General features: G+C 64.5%; 16 protein-coding genes. All 16 read left to right on the top strand.

Translation table 11 applies throughout. From position 1 onward, the window contains the following. Window positions 1–103: 103 nt before the first annotated feature. The 16 genes from HJY11_RS01290 to rsmB all read left to right on the top strand — a co-directional run bounded on the left by HJY11_RS01290 (window position 104) and on the right by rsmB (window position 15,502). Window positions 104–490 carry a TM2 domain-containing protein gene (locus HJY11_RS01290; protein ID WP_243764086.1) on the top strand — a complete coding sequence of 129 codons (387 nt, stop codon included), beginning with the start codon at window positions 104–106 and terminating at the stop codon, window positions 488–490. A 419-nt stretch (window positions 491–909) separates the two neighbouring features. Further along, window positions 910–1,662, top strand: coding sequence for a pseudouridine synthase (locus tag HJY11_RS01285; protein ID WP_208074269.1), 753 nt, complete (start codon window positions 910–912; stop codon window positions 1,660–1,662). Next, the gene (locus HJY11_RS01280) at window positions 1,659–1,970 is read left to right on the top strand and encodes a hypothetical protein (protein WP_208074268.1); all 312 of its coding nucleotides are present in this window, start codon (window positions 1,659–1,661) and stop codon (window positions 1,968–1,970) included. Before HJY11_RS01285 ends, HJY11_RS01280 begins: the two co-directional genes overlap by 4 nt. 96 nt (window positions 1,971–2,066) lie before the next feature. Beyond that, on the top strand, window positions 2,067–3,506 hold the full coding sequence (locus HJY11_RS01275; RefSeq protein WP_208074267.1) for an acyl-CoA carboxylase subunit beta: 1,440 nt from the start codon (window positions 2,067–2,069) through the stop codon (window positions 3,504–3,506). A gap of 23 nt (window positions 3,507–3,529) precedes the next feature. Continuing rightward, complete coding sequence (locus HJY11_RS01270; protein WP_208074266.1) at window positions 3,530–3,922, top strand: biotin/lipoyl-containing protein; 393 nt, start codon at window positions 3,530–3,532, stop codon at window positions 3,920–3,922. Between the two features lie 33 nt (window positions 3,923–3,955). After that, window positions 3,956–5,353: an oxaloacetate decarboxylase subunit alpha gene (locus tag HJY11_RS01265; protein WP_208074265.1), complete on the top strand. Its 1,398-nt coding sequence runs from the start codon at window positions 3,956–3,958 to the stop codon at window positions 5,351–5,353. Window positions 5,354–6,158: 805 nt separating this feature from the next. Continuing rightward, entirely contained in the window at window positions 6,159–7,037 is an 879-nt protein-coding gene (locus HJY11_RS01260; RefSeq protein ID WP_208074264.1) for a YicC/YloC family endoribonuclease, read from the top strand. A 21-nt stretch (window positions 7,038–7,058) separates the two neighbouring features. Further along, a complete protein-coding gene (gene remA, locus HJY11_RS01255; protein ID WP_044992062.1) occupies window positions 7,059–7,331 on the top strand; it encodes an extracellular matrix/biofilm regulator RemA in 273 nt (90 codons plus the stop codon). Continuing rightward, the gene (gmk, locus tag HJY11_RS01250; protein ID WP_059005212.1) at window positions 7,324–7,932 is read left to right on the top strand and encodes a guanylate kinase; all 609 of its coding nucleotides are present in this window, start codon (window positions 7,324–7,326) and stop codon (window positions 7,930–7,932) included. Before remA ends, gmk begins: the two co-directional genes overlap by 8 nt. Next, entirely contained in the window at window positions 7,926–8,129 is a 204-nt protein-coding gene (rpoZ, locus tag HJY11_RS01245; protein ID WP_208074263.1) for a DNA-directed RNA polymerase subunit omega, read from the top strand. The genes gmk and rpoZ overlap by 7 nt, the downstream gene beginning before the upstream one ends. Before the next feature lie 46 nt (window positions 8,130–8,175). After that, a complete protein-coding gene (coaBC, locus tag HJY11_RS01240) occupies window positions 8,176–9,393 on the top strand; it encodes a bifunctional phosphopantothenoylcysteine decarboxylase/phosphopantothenate--cysteine ligase CoaBC (RefSeq protein WP_208074456.1) in 1,218 nt (405 codons plus the stop codon). 95 nt (window positions 9,394–9,488) lie between these two features. After that, entirely contained in the window at window positions 9,489–11,924 is a 2,436-nt protein-coding gene (gene priA, locus HJY11_RS01235; RefSeq protein ID WP_208074262.1) for a replication restart helicase PriA, read from the top strand. Between the two features lie 88 nt (window positions 11,925–12,012). Next, window positions 12,013–12,516 (top strand): peptide deformylase, encoded by a 504-nt coding sequence (gene def, locus HJY11_RS01230; protein WP_208074261.1) that lies wholly within the window; start codon window positions 12,013–12,015, stop codon window positions 12,514–12,516. Between the two features lie 27 nt (window positions 12,517–12,543). Then, complete coding sequence (gene fmt / locus HJY11_RS01225) at window positions 12,544–13,470, top strand: methionyl-tRNA formyltransferase (protein WP_208074260.1); 927 nt, start codon at window positions 12,544–12,546, stop codon at window positions 13,468–13,470. A 39-nt stretch (window positions 13,471–13,509) separates the two neighbouring features. Further along, complete coding sequence (locus HJY11_RS01220) at window positions 13,510–14,205, top strand: zinc metallopeptidase (RefSeq protein WP_208074259.1); 696 nt, start codon at window positions 13,510–13,512, stop codon at window positions 14,203–14,205. Continuing rightward, the gene (gene rsmB, locus HJY11_RS01215; protein ID WP_208074258.1) at window positions 14,198–15,502 is read left to right on the top strand and encodes a 16S rRNA (cytosine(967)-C(5))-methyltransferase RsmB; all 1,305 of its coding nucleotides are present in this window, start codon (window positions 14,198–14,200) and stop codon (window positions 15,500–15,502) included. Before HJY11_RS01220 ends, rsmB begins: the two co-directional genes overlap by 8 nt.

The raw sequence follows: 15,502 nt of genomic DNA, 5'->3' as shown, positions 1-15,502 counted from the left end.
CCCCCTCTTTTCCGCCCCCCAATATGCTGCCAGCATAAGATATGAGGGGCCGTTTGTGTTAAAGTGGGTTGAAAAAGAACAGCGCCAGAGGGGGAGACGGAAGATGAAGTGCGAGAATTGCGGCGCAGAGATGGGCGAGGCCGCCGTCTGTAAGTTCTGCGGCCATACCGCGCCGCAGAAGGAAACGGTGCAGAACGTGACCATCAACTACTACGGGACAGCGCCGGGGGCGGAAGTGGTCCCGCCGGTGGTGCAGCCGGTCTATCGGCCGGCGGCGCAGCAGGTGAGCGACAAAAACAAGGTGGTGGCCATCGTCATCTGGCTGTTTTTGGGCCTCTTTGGGGGGCACCAGTTTTACGCCGGCAAGATGAAGATGGGGCTGCTCTACTTCTTTACCGCCGGGCTTTTCGGCATCGGCTGGTTGGTGGACGGCATCTGCCTTTTTGGCGGCACTTTTAAAGACCAGCAGGGCTATCCCATCAAAAACTGATTGGGCGAGCAGAAGGGGAACATTCTGCGGGAGGGAACCCCTCCCTCCAGACGGCAGCCGGGAAGAAGGACCCGGATGTTTGACGGCTGCCAAGGCTTCCCTGAAAAAGGGGGGAAGGGCGTTTTTCGCCCTCCCCTCCTTTTTAATGCGGACCTGTGGAGAGGACGAAGACGGGAGGGGGCGCCCCCAGCCCCCCTAGAGATCCAAGGGGGGGAGAAAGCGCGGGGATTGCGTCGGGGGGCGGGCTGGAGGCCCGCTGCAAATGTGGCAGCGCAGGGCGGTCTCTCCGCCCGCTTTTTCTGTTTTTAGGGGGAAAGCAGAAAAAAGCAGGAGGCCTTGGCGCAGAAGTTTTACAAAAGGGCGTGGTGCTGCGGCCAAAAACATGGTAAAATACAAATGTATGGCCAAAGGAGGATATTATGCCTAGAGATACACGACTGCAAAAAGCCATGTCCCAGTGGGGCGTCTGCTCCCGGCGCAAGGCCGAGGAGTACATTCAGCGCGGCCGGGTGAAGGTCAACGGCCACCCCGCCCGCCTGGGGGACAAGATCGATCCCCGCAAAGACCTGGTCACCCTGGACGGGGAGCGGGTGAACGGCGCCCCCAAAGCCGAGTACCAGTACCTGATGCTGCACAAGCCCCGGGGCTATGTCACCACCCTGCAGGACGAACAGGGCCGCCGCTGTGTGGCCGATTTGATGGCCGGGGTGGGGGAGCGGGTCTACCCCATCGGCCGGCTGGACAAAAACTCCGAGGGGCTGCTGCTCTTCACCAGCGACGGCGCCTTTGCCAACCTGATGATGCACCCCAGCAAAAAGGTCTCCAAGACCTACCGGGTCACCGTCCGCCCCGACGCGTCCGACGAACAGATCGTCGCCATGAGTGAGGGCGTCTACATCGACGGGCGCAAGACCGCCCCCGCCACCATCCGGGTGCTGGACAAGCAGCCCGGCCGCTGCGTGCTGGAGTTTGTCATCCGCGAGGGGCGCAACCGCCAGATTCGCAAGATGTGCGAGGAGGTGGGGCTGGAGGTCGCCCGCCTCAAGCGCACCGCCTTCGGCCCCCTCAAATTGGGGATGCTCAAGCCCGGCACCTACCGTCCCCTCACCAAGCAAGAGGTGGCGGCCCTGCGGGGTGCGGCTGGTCTGAGCGGCCCGGGGGAGAAAAAGTGATTCGCATCCAGCGGGCGGGGGAGCGCTTTGCCGCCGCCGAGGGGGGGCAGATGCTTGCCTCATGTGCCTTTTTCCTGCGGGGGAATACCGTCCTGCTGGGGGCTCCCGCCTATGCCGAGCTGCCGGTGATCGACGGGGTCTTTCGCGCCTGTTTGGACTACTTTGAGCGCCGGGGCTATTTGGACTACGGCCCCGCCGACGAACCGGCTGCCGCCGCCTTTGCCGCCCTGGGTTACACCGTCTGCCGGGTGGGGGAGACCGGGGGGATCGCCGCCTTTTTTGCAAGCTGCAAAAACTGCAAAAACTGATGGGCGGCACCTTGTTATTTTTTCGGCAATGCTGTATACTGTATTTGATTTTGCTATTCACTGCTACTTGATATAAAAAGAAATGGAGGAACAACGATGAGTCCAAAAAGCAGACTGGAAATTCTCTCAGAGCAAAGCGGCAAATTGGACAGGGAGTCGGTGGCCTATGCGCGGCTGGACCGGCTCTTTGACGAGGGCAGCTTTGTCGAGCTGGACGCCTTTGCCAAGGCGGGCTGTGAGAGCGCGGGCGTGGTCACCGGGTACGGCATGGTAAACGGCGGCTCGGTCTTCGCCTTCTCCCAGGACAGTGCGGTTGCGGGCGGCGCTGTCTCGGCCGCCACCGGCGCCAAGATCGCCAAGGTGTATGAGATGGCCGCCAAAGTGGGGGTGCCTGTGGTGGGCATCTACGACTCCAAGGGCGCCTGCATCGCCGAGAACAGCGAGGTGCTCGCCGCCTACGGGGAGATGCTGCAGCGCTCGGCCGCCCTCTCGGGCGTGGTTCCCCAGATCGCGGTCATCGCCGGGGTCTGCGCCGGCACCTCCGCCCTGATGGCCGCCAATGCCGACTTGGTCATCATGGCCAAGGACGCCGAGTTTTTCCTGACTGCTCCCTTTGTCTCCAGTGCCGCCGGCGACAAGGTCGAGGGCGCCGGCAAGGCCGAGGCCGCTGTGCGCAGCGGGGTGGTGCAGCTGGTGGCCGAGGACGACATGGCCGCCGTTGAGGAAGCCAAGAAGATCGTCTCCATGCTGCCGCTCAACAACCTCTCCGAGGCCCCCTACTGCGAGTACGACGAGCCCGCTGCCGCCGAGAAGCTGCGGGCCGCCTGCGAGGACCTGTCCTCCTATGACGTCAAAGAGGTCATTGAGAGCATCTTTGACGAGGGAAATGTCACCTTCCTGGAAAACGCCCCCAACGCCGTGACCGCCCTGGCCACCCTGGCCGGACAGGCCGTGGGCGTGGTGGCCACCGTGGGCGGCGAGGAGCGGCTGTGCAAGGGCGCCAGTGCCCGCATCGCCCGCTTTGTCTCCATCTGCGACAGCTTTGCCATCCCGGTCATCACCCTTCTCAACTGCAAGGGCTTTAAAGAGAGCTCCTCCGACGAGCTGGCCGGCGGCATCCGCGACGCGGCCCGCCTGGCCCATGTCTACGCCGAGGCCACCTGTCCCAAGATCGCCGTGATTACCGGCGAGGCCTATGGTGCCGCCTATGTGGCCCTGGCCGGCAAAAACGCCTCTGCCGACCTGACTGTCGCCTGGCCCTCCGCCGTCCTCTCCACCCTGGCCCCCGAGGCCGCGGTGAACATCCTCTACGGCGAGGAGATCAAGGCTGCTGCCGACCCGGTGGCCGAGCGGGCCGCCAGGGTGCAGGCCTACATCGACACCACTGCCTCTGCCTTTGAGGCGGCGGCGAAAGGCCATGTGGACTGCGTGATCGATCCGGCTGAGACCCGCGCCACCCTGATCCGCGCCGCCGAGATGTTGGCGGGCAAGCGGGTCGCCAAACTGCCCAAAAAACATGGCAACATGCCGCTGTAACAACATAGAGGAGGAGTATCACCATGAAAAGATTTAACATAACTGTCAACGGCACCGCTTACGACGTGGCTGTGGAAGAGCTGGCCGCTGGCGCCGCTCCCGTGGCTGCCCCCGCCCCTGCTCCCGCTGCTGCCCCTGCTCCGGCCCCTGCCGCCGCGCCGGCTCTGGCTGCTGCCCCTGCCGCTCCTGCCGGCCCCGCTGGCGCCGTGAAGATTGAGGCCCCCATGCCCGGCACCATCCTCGACATCAAGGTCGCCGCCGGCGCCGCCGTCAAGAAGGGCGACGTGCTGGCCATCCTGGAAGCCATGAAGATGGAGAATGAGATCATGTGTCCGCAGGACGGCACCGTCGCCTCCATCAACGTGCAGAAAGGCGACTCGGTCAACTCCAACGATTTGATTATGACCCTCCAGTAAAGCATACCTGGAAGGAGAAAGAGGTACTGGTTTATGGCTAAAATTGGAATTACAGAAACCGTATTGCGCGACGCACACCAGTCCCTGTTTGCCACCCGGATGACCATGGACGACATGTTGCCGATTTTGGGCGAGATGGACAAAGTGGGCTACCGCTCGGTGGAAGCTTGGGGCGGCGCCACCTTCGACGCCTGCATTCGCTTTTTGGACGAAGACCCCTGGGACAGACTGCGCACCATTAAAAAGCACATGCCCAACACCCCCATTCAGATGCTTTACCGGGGGCAAAACTGCCTGGGCTACCGCCATTACGCCGACGACGTGGTGGAGTACTTCGTCGAGAAGTCGGTGGCCAACGGCATCGACGTCATCCGCATCTTTGACGCCCTCAACGACATCCGCAACCTGCAGGCGTCTATCCGCGCCACCAAGCGGCAAAACGCCCACCTGCAGGCCTGCATCTCCTACACCACCTCCCCGGTGCACAACATCCCCTACTTTGTGCAGTACGCCAAGGAGTTGGAGAATGAGGGCGCAGACTCCATCTGCATCAAGGACATGGCGGGCCTTTTGACCCCCTACACCGTCTACGACCTGGTGAAGGCCCTGAAAGAGAACGTGAAGATCCCCATCCAGCTGCACTCCCACTACACCTCTGGCCTGGCCTCCATGGTGCTGCTCAAGGGCATTGAGGCGGGCGCCGACGTGATCGACACCGCCATCTCCCCCCTGGCGCTGGGGACCTCCCACGCCCCCACCGAGTCGATGGTGGCCGCCCTGGCCGGGACCGAGTACGACACCGGTCTGGACCTGAACCAGCTCAACAAGGTGCGGGAGTACTTTGCCAAGATTCGCACCAAGTACATCGAGAACGGGATGATCTCGCCCAAGGTCCTGGGCGTGGACGCCAACACCCTGCTCTACCAGGTGCCCGGCGGCATGATCTCCAACCTCATCAGCCAGCTGAAACAGGCTGGCAAAGAGGACAAATTTGAAGAGGTGTTGCAGGAGATCCCCCGCGTCCGCAAAGATGCCGGCTACCCCCCGCTGGTCACCCCCACCTCGCAGATCGTCGGCACCCAGGCGGTGTTCAACGTCATCGGCGGAGAGCGCTACAAGATGGTCACCAAGGAGTTCAAGGGCCTGGTGCGCGGCGAATACGGCCGCACCCCGGTGGAGATCGAGCCCGATTTCGTCAAGAAGATCATCGGCGACGACGAGCGGATCACCTGCCGCCCCGCCGACCTGATCGAGCCCGAGCTGGATAAGCTGCGGGCCGAGTGCGCCGACTACATGCAGCAGGAAGAGGATGTGCTGACCTACGCCCAGTTTGGCCAGGTCGCAGTCAAGTTCTTTGAGAACCGCCGCAACAAGCAGCTGCACATCGACGGTGAGCATGTGGATACCCAGAACAAAGTTCACCCCCTGTAAACTTCACCCGACGCAGAAAAGGGCCGCGTTTTTTCGCGGCTCTTTTTTTGTTCAAAAGCACCCCTTTCAGGAGGAGTGAGCAGGCGGGATGGAATGCGCAGAGGCGCGGGCTCCCCGCCCGCCCGAAAAAGGCGGAAACTGCCCGGCGATAGCCGATAGAGCCCGGCGGTGAGGGTGGCAGAGCGCCTTTCCGGCCTGCCAAAGAGGCTCAGGGGGTGAAAGGGCGGCTTAAAGGGGAGCGGTTCTGGGTGTCAGCGGCAAAAGCTGTACCCCCGCTCGGTATCAAAGCTGCCCGAGGCGATGTGTGGGGGAGGTAGGGGGATCGCCGTCTGGCAAAACCTTCGGAGAAAAGGCACTCGTGCTCCCTCCAAACGCGCTGCAATCCCTCGGCCATACCTGGCCAGTATAGGGAGAAATTTGCCATCCGCGCAGATGCATCTTCTTTTTTGATGGTCACTTCGCCTGCAGCGCCATACCCCAGACCGGGAAGAGGAGAGAAGGGCGGTGGTGCGGGGCAAACAAATTTGCGAGGAAACTGCAGATTGGCGGAGAAAACAGCCCAAAATAAAAGGGGCGCAGTTGACAGTGACCGCTCCAAAATAGTAAAATAGATAAAAATAGGGGCAGTTCAAACGAGAGCCGGACGCCCCCGCCCGCCAGGGGTTAGGATCCCTTGGCGGCGCGCGACAGAACCGCCCTCTGGGGGGCGGCGATAGGGAGTCAAGCAGGCGCCTGCGGGCCGCCGTCAGGCGGGGCCACGCGGGCTGTTTTGTGCCGGTGAAAAGAGGGAAAGAGGGGCGAACGGATGGTTCGGAGCATGACCGGGTATGGCCGCAGCCAGCAGCAGCTGGGCGGCTACGACATTCTGCTGGAAATCAGGAGCGTCAACCACCGGTATTTTGAGTTCTCCTGCAAGACGCCGCGGATGTATGGCTATCTGGAGGACAGGCTAAAGGCCTTTGTGCAGGAGCGGGTCTCCCGCGGCAAAATACAGGTCAATCTCTACCTGCAGCGGCTCGATGGGGGGGACGAGGTGATCGCCGTCAACCGGGCGGTGGCCCAGGGCTATTTACAGGCCCTGCGGGAGGTGCGCGCCGAGTTGGATGTGGACGACGACATCGCCCTCTCCGACATTGCCCGCCTGCCCGACGTCTTTGCCGTCCGCCGGGCGCAGGAGGACCCCGAGGCCGTCTGGTCCCTGGTCGCCCAGGTGGCCGCGGCCGCGGTGGAGGAGTTTCTCGCCATGCGGGCCGCCGAGGGGGAGCGGATGAAGGCCGACATCCTCGCCCGCGCCCAGGTGGTGCTCGGCTATGTGGCCCAGATCGAGGCCGCTGCCCCCCAGACGGTGAGCGCTTACCGGGAAAGGCTCTACGCCAAGTTGCAGGAGCTGATGGGGGACCGCCAGATCGACGAGGGGCGGCTGCTCACCGAGGCGGCCCTCTTTGCCGACAAGGTGGCCATCGACGAGGAGACGGTGCGGCTGCGCAGCCACGTGGCCTCGCTGGAAGAGATTCTGGCCGGGGGCGAGGCGGTGGGCCGCAAACTGGATTTCCTGGTGCAGGAATTCAACCGCGAGGCCAACACCATCGGCTCCAAGTGTTCCGACGTGGCCATCAGCAAGCTGGTGGTGGAGATGAAGTCGGAGATCGAGAAGATGCGCGAACAGGTGCAGAATATTGAATAAGCGGCCCCAGGCCGGAAAGGAATCGCTATGAAACTGATCAACATCGGCTTTGGCAACATGGTGTCGGCCAACCGGCTCATCGCCATCGTCAGCCCGGAGAGCGCCCCCATCAAGCGGATCATCCAGGACGCCCGGGACAAGGGCCTGCTCATCGACGCCACCTACGGGCGGCGGACAAGGGCGGTCATCGTCACCGACAGCGACCACGTCATCCTCTCGGCGGTGCAGCCCGAGACCATCGGCAACCGGCTGGACAAGGGGGAGGACCTGTTGGAGGAGGATGAAGATGAATAACCGCGGGATCCTGTTTGTCCTCTCCGGCCCCTCGGGCAGCGGCAAGGGGACGGCCATCAAAGAGCTGATGGGCCGCCGCCCGCTGAAGCTGTCGGTCTCGGCCACCACCCGCGCCCCCCGCCCCGGAGAGGTGGACGGGGTACAGTACTACTTTTTGAGCAAAGAGGAGTTCGAGCGGCGGATCGCCGACGGCGAGATGCTGGAATACGTCAACTACTGCGGCAACTACTACGGCACCCCCAAGGCGCCGGTGGAGGAGAGCCTGGCCGCCGGCCAGGACGTGCTGCTGGAAATTGAGGTCACCGGGGCCAAAAACATCCGCACCCTGGCGCCCGAGGCGACGTTGCTCTTCGTCATCCCCCCCAGCATGAAGGAGCTGCGCCGCCGGCTGGAGGGCCGGGGCACCGAGGACGCCGCCACCATTGAGCGGCGGCTGGCGGTGGCCAAGGAGGAGTTGCGGCAGTACGGCCTGTACGACTACGTGGTGCTCAACGACACCGTCGAGAGCTGCGCCGATCAAATCGAGACCATTATGGAGGCGCAGAAGCGCGCCTCCCGCTACATGGGACAAATTATGGAAAGAGTGATGGAAGAATGTTAAGACCCGCTTTGAGTGAACTGCTAAAACCCAATCAGAGCTACTACATGCTGGTGGTGGCCGTGGCCAAGCGCGCCCGGGAGATCGTGGAGGAGGCCGCCGAAGAGGAACGCATTTTGGTGGAAAAGCCGGTGAAGCTGGCGGTGATGGAATTTGCCAACAATGTCTGCTCCATCCGGGAAGACGGCAAAAACGACTGACAGGCGCACCCCACACAGCGGTTGGCGCGCGCAGGAGGGATGAATGATGGATCTGACCGGCAAGAAGATTTTACTGGGGATCACCGGCGGCATCGCCGCTTACAAGATGGCCAACGTGGCCTCGGCCCTCACCAAGGAGGGGGCCGAGGTCCACGTCCTCATGAGCGAGAACGCCACCCAGTTCATCACCCCCCTCACCTTTGAGACCCTCACCCGGCGCAAAGCCTATGTCGACACCTTTGACCGGGTCTTTTCCTGGGATGTGAAGCACATCTCCCTCACCGAGGGGGCCGACCTCTTCGCCGTGGCCCCGGCCACCGCCAACTTCATCGCCAAAGCGGCCTGCGGCCTGGCCGACGACATGCTCACCACCACCTTTTTGGCCGCCACCTGCCCCAAGCTGGTGGCTCCGGCCATGAACGTGAACATGTATGAAAACCCCGCCACCCAGCAAAATATTGAGACCCTGCGCCGGCGGGGGATGCTGATTGTCGAACCGGACAGCGGCTACCTGGCCTGCGGGGTCACCGCCAAAGGGCGGCTGCCCGAGCCCCCGGCCCTGGTGGAGGCCATCCACCAAATCCTCTTCCCGCTCAAACGGGATTTGGAGGGGCTGCGGCTGCTGGTGACCGCCGGCCCCACCCGGGAGTATTTGGACCCGGTGCGCTTTCTCAGCAACCGCTCCACCGGGAAGATGGGCTACGCCATCGCCGCCGCGGCCCAGCGCCGGGGGGCGGCAGTGACCCTGGTCACCGGCAAGGTGTCCCTGCCCCCTCCCGAAGGGGTGGAGACGGTGCCCGCCGAGTCGGCAGAGGAGATGTACCGGGCGGTGCTGGACCGGCTGGACCGGCAGGACATGGTGGTCAAGGCGGCGGCGGTGGCCGACTTCACCCCGGCCCAGACGGCGGGGGACAAGCTGAAAAAAGACCAGCTGGACGGCCGCATTGAACTGGTGCGCACCAAGGACATCCTGGCAGCGGTGGGGGAGCGCGCCCGCCCCGACCAGGTGATCTGCGGCTTCTCGATGGAGACGAGGGACCTGGTGGAGAATTCGGCCAGAAAACTCGCCTCCAAGCACGCCGACATGATCGTGGCCAACAACCTCAAACAGCCCGGCGCCGGGTTTGAGGTGGACACCAACGTGGTGACCCTCCTCACCAAAGAGGGGGCGGAGGAACTGCCCCTGCTGCAAAAGGGGGAGTTGGCCGACCGGCTGCTGGACCGGCTGCTCGCCCTCTGGCGGGCCAAGCGGGGCAAACGGTAAAGAGAGGGGGCAGTGCAATGGCTTTTGCGCGCGGCCGGGTGGCCGGCGCGCCTGCCCCCAAATGAGAAAATAGAAGAGAGGAGGCGGCTTTGTCTGTGCCCGAAACGGTTGCGAAAATAGCGGTAGACAATGCCGCCTTTTACTTTGATAAGCCCTTTAGCTACAAAATTCCCCCCGCCCTGCGGGCGGAGGTCGCCCCCGGCGCCCGGGTCACCGTCCCCTTTGGGCGGGGCAACAAGCGCCGCAGCGGCTTGGTGTTGGAACTCTGCCAGGAGGAGGATACCTCCCGCTGCAAGGAGATCTCCAGCGTCTACGACCGGGAGCTCTGCGAGAACGAGGAGCTCTTCAAGCTGGTTTTCTACCTGCGGGAGACCACCTTCTGCACCTACTACGACGCGGCCAAAGCCATCCTCCCGGCGGGGGCGGGGATCACCATCAAGGAGTATTTCCTCCTGCGCGAAGAGCGGCTGCCCACCGCCCTCACCCCCCGCCAACTGCTGGCGGTGGAGGCCCTGCGCGCCCGCCGGGGGCGGCTTCTCTGCGCCGATTTGCTGGCAGCAGCCGGCTGGAAGCCGGACGCCAAAGAGCTGCGGGACCTGCTGGAGTGCGGCGCTCTGGAGCGGGAGTACCAAAACCGCCGCCGCTACGGCGGAGACCAGATCACGTGGGCCAAGGCCATTCCCTTTACAGGTAAGCTGACCCCCAAGCAGCAGGCGGTCTACGACTGGCTCTGCACCAGGGAGGAGGGGGCCACCTTGAAAGAGCTGCTCTATCAGACCGGGGTGGGGCGGACGGTGGTGGACAACCTGAAAAAGAAGGGGGCCCTGGCCCTCTTTGAGCGGGAGAGCTACCGACAGGTCTTCGGCGTGGCCAGGCGGGAGGACCCGGGCGGGGTGGTTTTGACCCCGGCCCAGGCGGTGGTCTACAACGCCCTGTCGGCGGCCATGGCCGGGCGGGCCTACGGCTGTTCGCTCCTCTACGGGGTCACCGGATCGGGCAAGACCCTGGTCTTTATCAAGCTGATCGAAAACGCCCTGCGCCTGGGCAAGCAGGCCATCTTGCTGGTGCCGGAAATCGCCCTCACCCCCCAGGTCATCACCCGCTTCAAGACCCTCTTTGGGGAGCGGGTGGCGGTCTTGCACAGTGGCCTTTCGGTGGGGGAGCGGGCCAGCGAGTACCGCCGGATCAAGGAGGGGAAGGCCGACATCGTCATCGGCACCCGCTCGGCGGTCTTCGCCCCCCTGCAAAACATCGGCATCATCATCCTGGACGAGGAGCAGGAGGGGAGCTATCACTCCGACTCCTCCCCCAAATACCACGCCCGGGACGTGGCCCGCTTTCGCGCCAAATACCACGCCGCGCAGCTGGTGCTGGCCTCCGCCACCCCCAGCGTGCTGACCTTCAGCGCCGCCAAGCGGGGGGAGATTGCCCTCTACCAGCTGCCGGAGCGGTATTCCGGCAACGCCCTGCCCCAGGTGGAGCTGGTGGACATGAAGGCGGAGCTGGCCTCGGGCAACACCTTTGAAATCTCCCGCCCCCTGGCCCGGCAGATTCAGCTGGCCGTGGGCGCGGGACACCAGGTGATCCTGCTCATCAACCGCCGGGGGTACAATACCACCGCCGTCTGTTCCAGTTGCGGGGCGGTGGCCCGCTGCAAGCACTGCGACATCCCCCTGACCTACCACCGGCAAAACGGGCGGCTGGTCTGCCACTACTGCGGCTACTCGGTGGAGCTGACCGGCCGCTGTGACAACTGCGGCGACAGCCACCTGCGGCTGTTGGGGGCCGGCACCCAAAAGGTGGAGGACCAGCTGGAACGCCTTTTCCCCGAGGCGCGCATCCTGCGCATGGACACCGACACAACCGTCAGCAAAGACTCTCACCGCGCCTTCTTGCAGGCCTTTGCCGGGGGGGAGTACGACATCCTGGTGGGCACCCAGATGGTGGCCAAGGGGTTGGACTTCCCCAACGTCACCCTGGTGGGGGTGTTGGGGATCGACCACGTGCTGGGCGGCCAGAGCTACCGCAGTTTTGAGCGCTGTTTCTCCCTGGTGACCCAGGTGGTGGGCAGGGGCGGCCGGGGCGCCCTGTCGGGGCGGGCGGTCATCCAGACCTTCGACCCCCAAAACCGGGTGTTGGCCCTGGCTTCCCGCCAGGACTACGACGCCTTTTTCGCCGAGGAGATGCAGGCGCGCAGGTACCTGCTCTACCCGCCCTTTTGCGACCTCTGCCTGATCGGCCTCACCGGGGCCAAACGGGAGCGGTGCATCGAGGCGGGCCGGGCGCTGATGGAGATTTTGCAGGAGCTGGCCCAGGGCAGCTACCGGGGGGTGCCCCTGCGGCTGATGGGCCCCACCCCCTTTCTGGTGGAGCGCGTCAGCGACAAGTACCGCTACAAGATCATCGTCAAGTGCAAGAACAACCGCACCTTCCGCGCCCTGCTGCGGGAGGCCATCGCCGCCCTGGCCCAGCAGGTTTCCCTGCGGGATGTGGCGGTGGGGGTAGATTTTCACCCCGACAATGAGATATAATAGACGCTATAAGGCAATTTTCGCCCATTTGCCCCCTCGGGGCCGGGGCGTTTACAGACTATGCGATAGAGGAGGAGCGGGTAAGACCATGGCAATGCGCAACATTGTGACCAAGGAGCAGGAGCTTCTGCGAAAGAAGAGCCGTCCGGTGGAGAAGTTTGACGAGAAACTGGCCCAGCTGGTGGAGGATATGATCGAGACCATGAACGAGGCCGACGGAGTCGGCCTGGCTGCCCCCCAGGTGGGGCTTCTGCGCCGGGTGGTGGTCATCGACGTGGGGGAGGGGCCGATGGAACTGGTCAACCCCGAAATCCTCTCCCGCGAGGGGGAGGAGGAGGCGGTGGAGGGCTGTCTCTCCTTCCCGGGGGAGTTCGGCTTTGTCGCCCGCCCCTACAAGGTGAAGGTCCGCTACCAGGACCGCACCGGCCAGGTGCTGGAGAAGGAGGGGGAGGACCTCTTCGCCCGCTGCGTCTGCCATGAACTCGACCACCTGGACGGGGTGCTGTTTGTGGACAAGGCCAGCCAGATCCTCACCAAGGAAGAGCTGGCCGAACTCATCGCCCAGCAAGAAGGGGAGGAGGGGGAGCAGTAGCCCCCTCCTGCGAAAGGCGGTTTGCAGATGGACATCGTATTTATGGGAACCCCCGACTTTGCCGAAAAGAGCCTGCAGGCCCTGTTGGAACAGGGCTTTTCGGTCAAGGCCGTCTACACCCAGACCGACAAGCCGGTGGGCCGCAAGCGGGTGCTGACCCCGCCTCCGGTCAAGGTGTTGGCCCAGCGCCACGGCATCCCGGTCCACCAGCCCAAGAGCCTGCGGCGGCCCGAGGTGATGGAGGAGCTGCGCGCCCTGGCCCCCGACTTGATCGTGGTGGTGGCCTACGGCAAGATCCTCCCCAAGGAGATCATCGACCTGCCCCCCCTGGGCTGCGTCAACGTCCACGGCTCCCTGCTGCCCCGCTACCGGGGGGCCGCCCCCATCCAGTGGGCGGTCATCAACGGGGAGAGGGAGACTGGCGTCACCACCATGTACATGGACGAGGGGGTGGACACCGGGGACATCATCCTCCAGTCCACCACCCCCATCGGCCCGGAGGAGACCTCTGGCGAGCTCTTTGACCGGTTGGCCGCCCAGGGGGCCGAGCTTCTGGTGGAGACCCTGCGCCTGGTGGAGCGGGGCGAGGCCCCCCGCCGGGCGCAGGAGGGGGAGTCCTGCTACGCCTCCATGCTCGACAAGGGGCTGGCCGAACTGGATTTCACCGCCCCCGCCCAGGCGGTACACGACCGGGTGCGGGGTCTAAACCCCTGGCCGGTGGCCTATACTTTTTTCGGCGGCAAGAAGTGCAAGGTCTTTTCCTGCGAGGTGGTCCCCGGCCCCTTTACAGCCTCTCCCGGCTGCGCGGTGGCCGACAGCTCCCTCTGCATCGCCTGCGGCGACGGCAACGGGGTGCGGCTGCGAGAAGTCCTCTTGGAGGGCGGCAAGCGCACCACCGAGGCCGACTTTCTGCGCGGCCACCCGGTCAAGGCGGGGGACCGCTTTACCGGCTGACCCTGCCCTCACTTTTGCCCCCGGAAGGAGAATTTGCAGATGCCCTTTTTTCTAGTTGACCGATACTACCTGTTGCTGGTGGTGCCCGCCCTCCTGGTGACCGTCTGGGCCCAGGTGCGGGTCAAATCCACCTTTGCCAGGTACAGCCATGTCTTTTCCCGCCGGGGGTTTACCGGCAAGGACGCAGCCCTCTACATCCTGCGGCAAAACGGGGTGACAGACGTCTCGGTGAGCGAGACCGGCGGCCACCTCAGCGACCATTACGATCCCCGGGCCGGGGTGATCCGCCTCTCGAGCGAGGTCTACTCCGGCACCTCGGTGGCCTCCATCGGGGTGGCCGCCCACGAGGCGGGACACGCCCTCCAGCACGCCCAGGGCTATTTCCCCCTCACCCTGCGAAACGCCATCATCCCCATCACCAACATCGGTTCCACCCTCTCGGGGCCCCTCATCCTGCTGGGCTTCATCATGGGGATGGGGCCGCTGGTGGACGTGGGGATTCTGCTGTTTTCCCTGGTGGTGGTCTTTCAGCTGGTCACCCTGCCGGTGGAGTTTAACGCCAGCCGCCGGGCCGTGGCCATCATCGGTGAGGCCGGGCTGCTGGAGGGGGAGGAGCTCACCGGCGCCAAGCGGGTGCTGAGCGCCGCCGCCCTCACCTATGTGGGCAGCTTGCTGGTCTCTCTGGCCAACCTGCTGCGGCTGATCCTGCTTTTTGGACGGAGGAACGATGACTGACAGACAGACGAGTGAGCGGCTGGTGGCCGCCAAAGCCCTCTGCCGGGTGGAGACCGGCGGCTACGCCGGGGCGGTGTTGGACCAGGCCTTGGACAGGAGCGGGCTGGAGCCCCGGCAGCGGGCTCTGGCCACCCGGCTGGTCTACGGCGTCACCAGCTGTAAATACCGGTTGGACGAGGCCATTGACCGGCTCTGCGGGGGGCGGCCCCTCTCGGTGCAGGTGCGCACCATCCTCCGCCTGGGGCTCTATCAGCTGGCCTTCTGCGACGGCATTCCCCCAAGCGCCGCCGTCAACGAGACGGTGAAGCTGGCCGGCCCTCTGCGCCAGATCGGGGCCACCGGGCTCTGCAATGCCGTGCTGCGCCGCTTTTTGCGGGAGGGGAAGCCCCTCTACGAGGGGGAGGACCTGTCGGTGCGCTATTCGGTGGAACCCTGGATTGTAAAGCTCTGGCAAAAGCGCTACGGCGGCGACACCTGCCGGGCCCTGCTAGAGGCCTTTGCGGGCGAATTCCCCACCTTTGTGCGGGTCAACACCCAAAAGACCACCGCCGCGGCCCTGTTGGCCCGGTGGCGGGTGGCGGGGATTTCCGCCGCCGAGACTGGCTGCGAAAACGCCCTGCGGTTGGAGGCGGCGGGCCGGGTGCCCGACCTGCCCGGCTTTGACGAAGGGCTCTTTCACGTGCAGGACCTCTCCTCCCAGTACTGCGCCCTGGCCCTGGGGGCCAAACCGGGGGAGCGGGTGATCGACTTCTGCGCCGCCCCGGGCGGCAAGAGCTTCACCCTGGCCCAGATGATGGAGGACAGGGGCGAGCTCTACGCCTGCGACCTACAGGGCTACAAGGCCGCCCTCATCGCCGAGGGGGCGCAGCGCCTGGGCCTCTGCTCTGTGCGCGCCCAGGTGCACGACGCCAGGCAGCCCCTTTCGGTGGGGGAGGCGGACCGGGTTCTCTGCGACCTGCCCTGTTCGGGGCTGGGGGTGATGGGCAAAAAGCCCGACCTGCGCTACAAACAGCGCGACGAGGTGAAGGACCTGCCCAGCCTGCAGCTGGAGATTCTCAAAAACGCCGCCGGGCACCTGCGGGTGGGGGGCGAGCTGGTCTACTCCACCTGTACTCTCAACCCGGCGGAGAACCAGGGGGTCTTCGGCAAGTTTTTGCGGGACGACGGGCGGTTTGTCCGCGTTCCCATCCAACCGGCCTGCCCCGGCGCGGTGAAGGAGGAGGAGACCCTCACCCTCTTTCCCCACAAGACAGGGACCGACGGCTTCTTTATAGCCAAGTGCAGGCGAGTAAAATGA

Origin of the sequence: Bittarella massiliensis (ex Durand et al. 2017) (assembly GCF_017566145.1) — a bacterium.
Classification (GTDB): Bacteria; Bacillota; Clostridia; order Oscillospirales; family Ruminococcaceae; genus Bittarella; species Bittarella massiliensis_A.
Note: the sequence above shows the minus strand (reverse complement) of the source record. Positions and strands in the feature narration are given on the sequence as shown.